General features: G+C 66.6%; 7 protein-coding genes. 5 read left to right on the top strand and 2 right to left on the bottom strand.

The features are described 5' to 3' along the window. The 3 genes from ACRDTL_RS11555 to ACRDTL_RS11545 form a co-directional block, all read left to right on the top strand. Positions 1-544, top strand: a 544-nt coding sequence (locus ACRDTL_RS11555; protein ID WP_431506845.1) for an RNA-guided endonuclease InsQ/TnpB family protein, incomplete at its 5' end; no start/stop codon positions are given. Between the two features lie 134 nt (positions 545-678). After that, the gene (locus tag ACRDTL_RS11550) at positions 679-1,863 is read left to right on the top strand and encodes an alpha/beta hydrolase fold domain-containing protein (protein WP_431506846.1); all 1,185 of its coding nucleotides are present in this window, start codon (positions 679-681) and stop codon (positions 1,861-1,863) included. 54 nt (positions 1,864-1,917) lie between these two features. Then, complete coding sequence (locus ACRDTL_RS11545) at positions 1,918-3,336, top strand: WS/DGAT/MGAT family O-acyltransferase (RefSeq protein ID WP_431506844.1); 1,419 nt, start codon at positions 1,918-1,920, stop codon at positions 3,334-3,336. A gap of 17 nt (positions 3,337-3,353) precedes the next feature. Here the strand turns inward: ACRDTL_RS11545 and fadD12 are convergent, their stop codons facing one another. Together fadD12 and ACRDTL_RS11535 are read right to left on the bottom strand one after the other, a co-directional pair. Further along, positions 3,354-4,946, bottom strand: coding sequence for an acyl-CoA ligase FadD12 (gene fadD12 / locus ACRDTL_RS11540; RefSeq protein WP_431506843.1), 1,593 nt, complete (start codon positions 4,944-4,946; stop codon positions 3,354-3,356). A 7-nt stretch (positions 4,947-4,953) separates the two neighbouring features. After that, positions 4,954-5,760: a 1-acyl-sn-glycerol-3-phosphate acyltransferase gene (locus tag ACRDTL_RS11535; RefSeq protein WP_431506842.1), complete on the bottom strand. Its 807-nt coding sequence runs from the start codon at positions 5,758-5,760 to the stop codon at positions 4,954-4,956. Positions 5,761-5,854: 94 nt separating this feature from the next. Between ACRDTL_RS11535 and ACRDTL_RS11530 the strand changes: the two genes are divergently transcribed. Together ACRDTL_RS11530 and ACRDTL_RS11525 are read left to right on the top strand one after the other, a co-directional pair. Continuing rightward, entirely contained in the window at positions 5,855-6,631 is a 777-nt protein-coding gene (locus tag ACRDTL_RS11530) for a crotonase/enoyl-CoA hydratase family protein (RefSeq protein WP_431506841.1), read from the top strand. A gap of 10 nt (positions 6,632-6,641) precedes the next feature. Next, positions 6,642-7,490: an arylamine N-acetyltransferase family protein gene (locus ACRDTL_RS11525; RefSeq protein WP_431506840.1), complete on the top strand. Its 849-nt coding sequence runs from the start codon at positions 6,642-6,644 to the stop codon at positions 7,488-7,490. Positions 7,491-7,646 lie beyond the last annotated feature (156 nt).

Here is a 7,646-nt window from a genome sequence, read left to right as displayed (position 1 = left end):
CGTCCAGCGGATAGCGGCGCTGCATCAGTCGGTGGCCGACCGCAGGCGCGACTGGGTCGAGAAGATCACCACGCGAATCGTGGCTAACTACGACTTCGTCTCAGTCGAGGAACTGCAAATTCGTAACATGGTCAAGCGCCCCAAGCCAAAGCCTGATCCGGAGAACCCTGGTCGGTACCTGCCTAATGGGGCAGCGGCCAAGGCCGGGCTGAATAGAAATATCTACGCCAACTGCTGGGGCATGTTCGCTGGCCGGTTGGGACAGAAGATGACGGCTTCCGGTACCACGCTGGTCGCGGTGTCGGCAAGGTACAGCAGCCAAGAGTGCCGCAGGTGTGGCCACACGGCGAAGGAGAACCGCGAGAGCCAAGCGGTGTTCGTTTGCGTCGCGTGCGGCCACGGCGACCACGCGGACCACAACGCTGCAGAAATAATCCTCGCCCGGGCTAGATCCGCGCGCACCCCCGGACCGGGGGCCACACCGCAAGGTGTGGGCACCGCAAGGTGCGCTCACGAAAGTGAGAACCCGGGATGGGCCGCATGAGCGGCCCAGTCGGAATCCCGGCCCTTCAGGGCCGCGAGGAGGTCAACACTAGTCATGTTTGCCGTTTGATTGCCACCGCCGCGAGGTACGCTCCCGCCATGGTGCGCCCCGCGACCCGCTACCCCGGACCGACCATGGCGAGCCGGATGAGGTGGTTGCTGCGGGCCCGTCCGGCCGACTACATGCTGGCGCTAAGTGTCGCTTCGACTTCGCTGCCCGTGGTCGGCAGGCATCTCGAGCCGCTGGGCGGGGCGACCGCAATGGGGGTGTGGGGCGCTCGGCAACTGCCGGAGTTTGTTTCGGCCACCGCCAAGTCCTGGCTCACACCGGGCATCGGCGAGATCCGCCGGCGCGAGCGTGACCAGACGCACGCCGTCTGCGAAGCGGCGTTGCGGGGCATCGTGGCGGCCAAGGACCTCGAACTGGACTGGCCGGCACCCGAGCGCACCCCGCCGGTGTGGAAGGCACTGCGTTACCGTCGCCACCTGCACCGCACCGCCGTCCGCTACGGCGAGCACCCGGCTCAGCTGCTCGACGTGTGGCGTCGCAAAGACTTACCGCCCGCGCCCGCGCCGGTGCTGATCTTTGTCCCCGGTGGCGCCTGGGTGCACGGCAGCCGCACCCTGCAGGGCTACGCGCTGATGTCGCATCTGGCCGAGCGGGGCTGGGTGTGCCTGTCGATCGACTACCGCGTCGCGCCGCACCACCGCTGGCCTACGCACATCACCGACGTCAAGACGGCGATCGCATGGGCACGCGCCAACGTCGACAAGTTCGGCGGTGACCGCAATTTCGTTGCGGTGGCCGGATGTTCGGCCGGTGGGCACTTATCGGCGCTGGCCGGACTCACCGGTAACGACCCCGAGTTGCAGGCCGAGCTGCCGGCCGGCTCGGACACCGCGGTGGACGCCGTTGTCGGCATTTACGGCCGCTACGACTGGGAGGATCGCTCCACCGCCGAGCGGGTGCGCTTTGTGGATTTCCTGGAGCGGGTGGTGGTCAACCGCAGGATCGACCGTCACCCCGAGGTATTCCGCAACGCCTCCCCGATCGCCCGGGTGCATTCGGATGCGCCGCCGTTTCTGGTGGTTCACGGCAGCAACGACACCGTGATCCCGGTCGCGCAGGCGCGCAGCTTCGTCGAGCGGCTGCGGTCGGTGTCGCGGTCGGTGGTCAGCTACATGGAGCTGCCCGGTGCGGGTCACGGGTTCGATCTGACCGACGGCGCCCGCTCCGGGGCGATGGCCACCGCAATCGGGCTGTTCCTCAACCAGGTTCACCGCCACCGCACGCTGATCGGTGCCAAAGAGGTTATTTGAGCGACCGCCGAATGTAAGGTCCCTGCAAAGGGTCCCCGCAACGGGAGGTGGGGCGTGAAGAGGCTCAGCGGCTGGGACGCGGTGCTGTTGTACAGCGAGACGCCGAATGTGCACATGCACACCCTCAAAATTGCTGTGATCGAGCTGGACTCGAACCGGCGTGACTTCGATATCGATACGTTCCGCAGGGTCATCCACAGTCGGCTGTACAAGCTCGAGCCGTTCTGCTATCAGCTGGTCGAGATTCCGATGAAGTTCCATCACCCGATGTGGCGGGAGAACTGCGACGTCGACCTCACCTACCACATCCGGCCGTGGCGGCTGCCCGCACCGGGCGGTCGCGGCGAGCTCGACGAGGCGATCGGCGAGATCGCCAGCACACCCCTGGACCGCAGTCGCCCACTATGGGAGATGTATTTCGTCGAGGGGCTGGCCAATAACCGGATCGCGGTGGTCGGCAAGATCCATCACGCCCTCGCCGACGGAGTCGCTGCGGCGAACCTGCTGGCTCGCGGCATGGATCTGGCGCCCGGCCCGCAGGCCGGCCGTACCCGGTATACGCCCGATCCGGCACCGTCGGCGGGCGAGCTGATGCGGTCGGCGTTCGGCGATCATCTACGCCACCTCGGGCGGATCCCGGGGACCATCCGCTACACCGCGCAGGGTGTCGGCCGGGTCCGCCGCAGTACCCGCAAACTGTCGCCGGAGCTCACCCGCCCGTTCACTCCGCCGCCGACCTTCATGAACCACGTGCTCACACCGAAGCGTCAGTTCGCCACCGCCACCTTGGCGCTGGCCGACATCAAGGAGACCGGCAAGGCGCTCGGCGTCACGATCAACGACCTCGTGCTGGCACTCTCGAGCGGAGCGCTGCGCAAACTGTTGCTGCGCTATGACGCCAATGCTGACCACCCGCTGCTGGCCTCGGTCCCCATGAGCTTCGACTTCTCCCCGGACCGGATTTCCGGGAACCGTTTCAGCGGGGTGCTGGTGGCGCTACCGGTCGACGTCGACGACCCGCTGGAGCGGGTGCGGCGTTCCCACGACTTCGCCGCCTCCGCCAAAGAGAGTCACCAGCTCGTCGGGCCGGAGCTGATCAGCCGCTGGGCGGCGTACTTCCCGCCGGCGCCCGCGGAGTCGTTGTTCAGATGGCTGGCCGGCCATGACGGACAGAACAAGGTGCTCAACCTCAACATCTCCAACGTTCCGGGTCCGCGCGAACGCGGCCGGGTCGGCGGTGCGTTGGTCACCGAAATCTATTCGGTGGGCCCATTGACCGCCGGCAGCGGTCTGAACATCACCGTGTGGAGCTACGTCGACCAGCTCAACATCTCCGTGCTGGCCGACGGCACCACCCTCAACGACCCACATGAGCTGACCGACGCGATGATCGAAGAGTTCACCGAAATCCGTCGGGCAGCAGGACTTTCAGAACAACTGACCGTCGTCGAAATTGCGATGGCACAGGCTTAGTTCAACCGCTCGCGCAACTAACCGAGGAGAGCGAGCAGTTCGCTGCGCACCACTTTGCCGGTGCTGCTGCGGGGCAGCTCGGGAAGCACGACGATCTCGCGAGGGACCTTGTAGTTGGCCAGATTCTCCCGGACATGCTGCTTGAGGTCTTCCGGCGTGGCCGACCCCCCGTCGGTCAGCACGACGAACGCCGCCAGCCGTTGCCCGTACTGTTCGTCGTCAACCCCGAGCACGGCGGCCTCGGCGACGTCGCGGTGGGTTATCAGTGTCTTCTCCACCTCGATGGGGTAAACGTTCTCGCCACCGGAGACGATCATCTCGTCGTCGCGGCCCACCACGTAGAGCCGACCGGCCCCGTCGAGCCGGCCGACGTCGCCGGATGCCATGAACCCGCCGTGGAAATCCTTCGTGGTGCCGGAGGTGTAGCCGTCGAATCGGTTGGAGTTGCGCACGAAGATCTGCCCGACCTCGCCGGTGGGCACCGCGCGAAACTCCTTGTCGAGGATGCGGATCTCGGTTCCGCCCGCCGGCTTGCCTGCGGTGTCCGGTGCGGCCCGCAGATCCTGCGGCGTCGCGGTGGCGATCATGCCTGCCTCGGTGGCGTTGTAGTTGTTGTAAATCACGTCGCCGAACTCGTCCATGAACCCGGTGACGACGTCGGGGCGGATCCGGGAGCCGGACGCGGTGGCGAATCGAAGCGAGCGGCCGCTGTAGCGGCGACGCACCTCGTCGGGCAGGTCCATGATCCGGTCGAACATCACCGGCACCACGCACAGGCCGGTGGCCCGGTGGCGGTCGATCAGGTCGAGAGTGGCCTCCGGGTCGAACTTGCGTCGTGTCACCACCGTGCAGCCCAGCGACGCGGCGAAGACCAGCTGCGAAAAACCCCAGGCATGAAACATCGGCGCCACCACCACTGTGGTCTCCTCGGTGCGCCACGGTATGCGATCCAGAATTGTCTTTAGCTCGCTGGTGCCGCCGCCGGAATGCTTGGCGCCCTTGGGAGTTCCGGTGGTTCCCGACGTCAGCAGGATCAGTCTGCCGTTGCGCTCCCCTCTGGTTGGCCGTTGGCCGGCGTGGGCGACGATGAGCTTTTCGACAGTGCGGTCATGGCTGTCCGGACTCTCGGTCCAGGCGACGATGCGCGTCGCGTCGGGCCGGTCGCTCAGTGCCCGGTCCACCGAATCGGTGAACTCCTCGTCGTAAATCACCGCCTCGGCGCCCTCGCGGTTGACGACCTCGGCCAGCGCCGGCCCGGCGAACGACGTGTTGAGCAGCAGTACGTCGGCGCCGATCCGGTTGGCCGCCACCAACGCCTCGACAAAACCGCGATGGTTGCGGCACATGATCCCGACCACAGACGGGGCGCCGCCGGGCAACTCCTGCAACGCCGCCGCTAACGCGTCGGAGCGCCGGTCGAGCTCACCGAAGGTCAGTGTCCCGAGTTCGTCGACGAGCGCTGCGCGCTCGGGGCAACGTTGCGCCGACATTGCGAACCCGCTTGTGGCCGAGAGGTGTTCGCGGCGGGCCGCGGCGGCGATCCGGACATATTTGTCCGGGCGCAACGGCGCGATGATCCCGGCACGGATCATGGTGGTCAACAGACCCACGGTACGGCTAGCCGATCACCGGCAGGAGACGGTCGCGGGCCAACGTGTCGAGCGCCTTCTGCATGACGTGGCGGACGTGGGCGTCGACCTCGTCGATGTCAGGGTGTTCGCCGAACTCGGCCGCGACGTCGATCGGCTCGAGCACCTGCATGACGATCTTCGTCGGCAGCGGCAGGTTGGGCGGCACCACCGCGGAGAGCCCGAACGGGAAACCGACCGAGATCGGCAGGATCTTCACCCGCATCAGCTTGTCCAACCGCAGCGCGTGAGCCAGTCCCGTGCCGCGGGACAGGTAGATCTGGCTTTCCTGTCCGCCGATGGCCACCGTCGGGACGATCGGCACGCGGGCGTTAAGCGCCGCCCGGACATAGCCGGTGCGGCCGTCGAAGTCGATCGTGTTCTCCGACAGGGTCGGTCGGTACACGTCGTAGTCGCCGCCCGGGAAAACCACCACTACCCCGCCGGAGCGCAGCGCCTCGTCGGCGTTCTCGTGGTTGGCGTGGATGAAGCCGGTTCGGAGGAAGAACTCGCCGATCGGGCCGGTGAACATGACGTCGTGGCCCAGCGTGTAGATCGGGCGGTCATACCCGAACTTCTGGTAGAAGTCGGTGGCAAAAACCGGCACGTCCATCGGGAACAGCCCGCCGGAGTGGTTGGACACCACCAGCGCACCGCCCGGCGGGAACGAGTCCAGTCCGCGCACCTCCGAGCGGTGGTAACCCTTGATGAGCGGACGGATCCACCCGATCACGCGTTCGGTCAGGCCGGGATCCCATTTCGAGGTCTCGGTCGGGTCGACATCGGTAGCAGTCATGTCGCTGTGATGTTAGCCGAGCGCGGCGCGACCCGGTTGCGGCCAGTCGATACGATCAGTCGACACCCACTGATTGAAGGAGCGTCGCACCGTCGTGAGCACCGTGAACGAAGACCTCCCAGTTCTGGTCGAGCAGCGCGGCCGGATCCTGATCATCACCATCAACCGGCCACAGGCCAAGAACGCGGTCAACGCCGCGGTCAGCAAGGGCCTGGCCGATGCGATGGACCGGCTCGACGGCGATCCGGACCTGTCCGTGGCGATCCTGACCGGGGCCGGCGGCTCCTTCTGCGCGGGCATGGACCTCAAGGCGTTCGCGCGCGGCGAGAACGTCGTCGTGGCAGGTCGTGGCTTGGGCTTCACCGAACGTCCGCCGACCAAACCGCTGATCGCCGCCGTCGAAGGCTACGCACTGGCCGGCGGCACCGAACTGGCGTTGGCCACCGACTTGATCGTGGCGTCGACGGACTCGGCGTTCGGCATCCCGGAGGTCAAACGCGGACTGGTCGCCGGGGGCGGGGGACTGTTGCGGTTGCCGCAGCGCATCCCGTATGCGATCGCAATGGAGCTGGCGTTGACCGGCGACAACCTGCCCGCCGAACGGGCGCATGCGCTGGGGCTGGTCAATGTGCTGGCCGAGCCGGGAACGGCGCTGGACAAGGCGATCGAGCTGGCCGAGAAGATCACCGCCAATGGTCCGCTGGCGGTGGCCGCGACCAAGCGGATCGTCGTCGAGTCACGCGGCTGGAGCCCGGAAGCCATGTTCGCCGAACAGATGAAGATCTTGATGCCGGTGTTCGCGTCCAACGACGCCAAAGAAGGCGCGATCGCGTTCGCCGAAAAACGCCCGCCACGTTGGACAGGCACCTGAGTCGGGCAATATGGCCAGTGCCATGACCGGGCCGGACATCGACATCGCGGCGTATTTCGCCCGCATCGCCTACTCCGGCCCGGTTGATCACTCGCTGCGGACGTTGACCGCGCTGGTGGCCGCCCATGTGCGCCGCATCCCGTTCGAGAACCTCGACCCGCTGCTCGGGATACCGGTGACCGAGCTGCACCCGCAGGGTCTGATGGACAAGCTGGTGCGTCGCCGCCGCGGCGGCTACTGCTACGAGCACAACAACCTGATGCGATATGTGCTGGAAGACTTGGGCTTTCGGGTCGACGCCTTGGCTGCGCGGGTGGTGTGGATGAGCCCGCTCGGGCTGGAGGGACCGCCGACCGCGCAGACCCACCAGGCGCTGGCGGTGCGTATCCCCGGGATCGACGACGTCTTTCTTGTCGACGTCGGCTTCGGCGGACAGACCCTGTCATCGCCGCTTCGCCTGACGGCCGGGCCGATCCAGCAGACCCCGCATGAGCCGTACCGGCTGCGCACTCACGATCGCGGCTACGTGTTGGAGGCGATGGTGCGCGATCGGTGGCAGCCGTTGTACACCTTCACCACCGATCCGACTCCGCTGATCGACCTGGAAGTCGGAAGTTGGTATGTGTCAACACATCCGGCATCGATCTTCGTCACCGGGCTGAGCGCGGCGCTGGTCACCGACGATGCCAGGTGGAACTTGCGCGGGCGCAACCTCGCCGTGCACACCGGCGGCGACACCGAGCGCATCCGCTTCGACACCGCTGAACAGGTACTCGAGGCGCTGACCGAGCGGTTCGGGATCGACCTGTCCGGCCTCGGGGATGTGGAGGCCCGGGTCGCGCAGGTGCTCGACAATTAGTCGTTGAGTCTGCGGCTACCAGGCAGAAGTGCGGGCAGGCTCAAGTGATCGCTGCAACACCTGATTCGTTCGAAAGGGTGTTGCCTCGTGGGTCGTCAGATTGGGTTCCGTAGTACTGGTGTGCATCTGGACGTCGAGTCGGCGGCGTCGGTGCAT

This window comes from Mycobacterium sp., assembly GCF_050700595.1.
Lineage (GTDB): Bacteria > Actinomycetota > Actinomycetes > Mycobacteriales > Mycobacteriaceae > Mycobacterium.
The sequence above is the reverse complement of the archived record's forward strand: the minus strand, read 5'-3'. Positions and strand labels throughout refer to the sequence as shown.

What these genes read in the sequence shown, in the direction of transcription:
- ACRDTL_RS11525 (WP_431506840.1), top strand. Translation starts at nt 6,642, where the DNA reads ATGGCCAGTGCCATGACCGGGCCGGACATCGACATCGCGGCGTATTTC.
- ACRDTL_RS11550 (WP_431506846.1), top strand. Translation starts at nt 679, where the DNA reads ATGGCGAGCCGGATGAGGTGGTTGCTGCGGGCCCGTCCGGCCGACTAC.
- ACRDTL_RS11535 (WP_431506842.1), bottom strand. Translation starts at nt 5,760, where the DNA reads ATGACTGCTACCGATGTCGACCCGACCGAGACCTCGAAATGGGATCCC.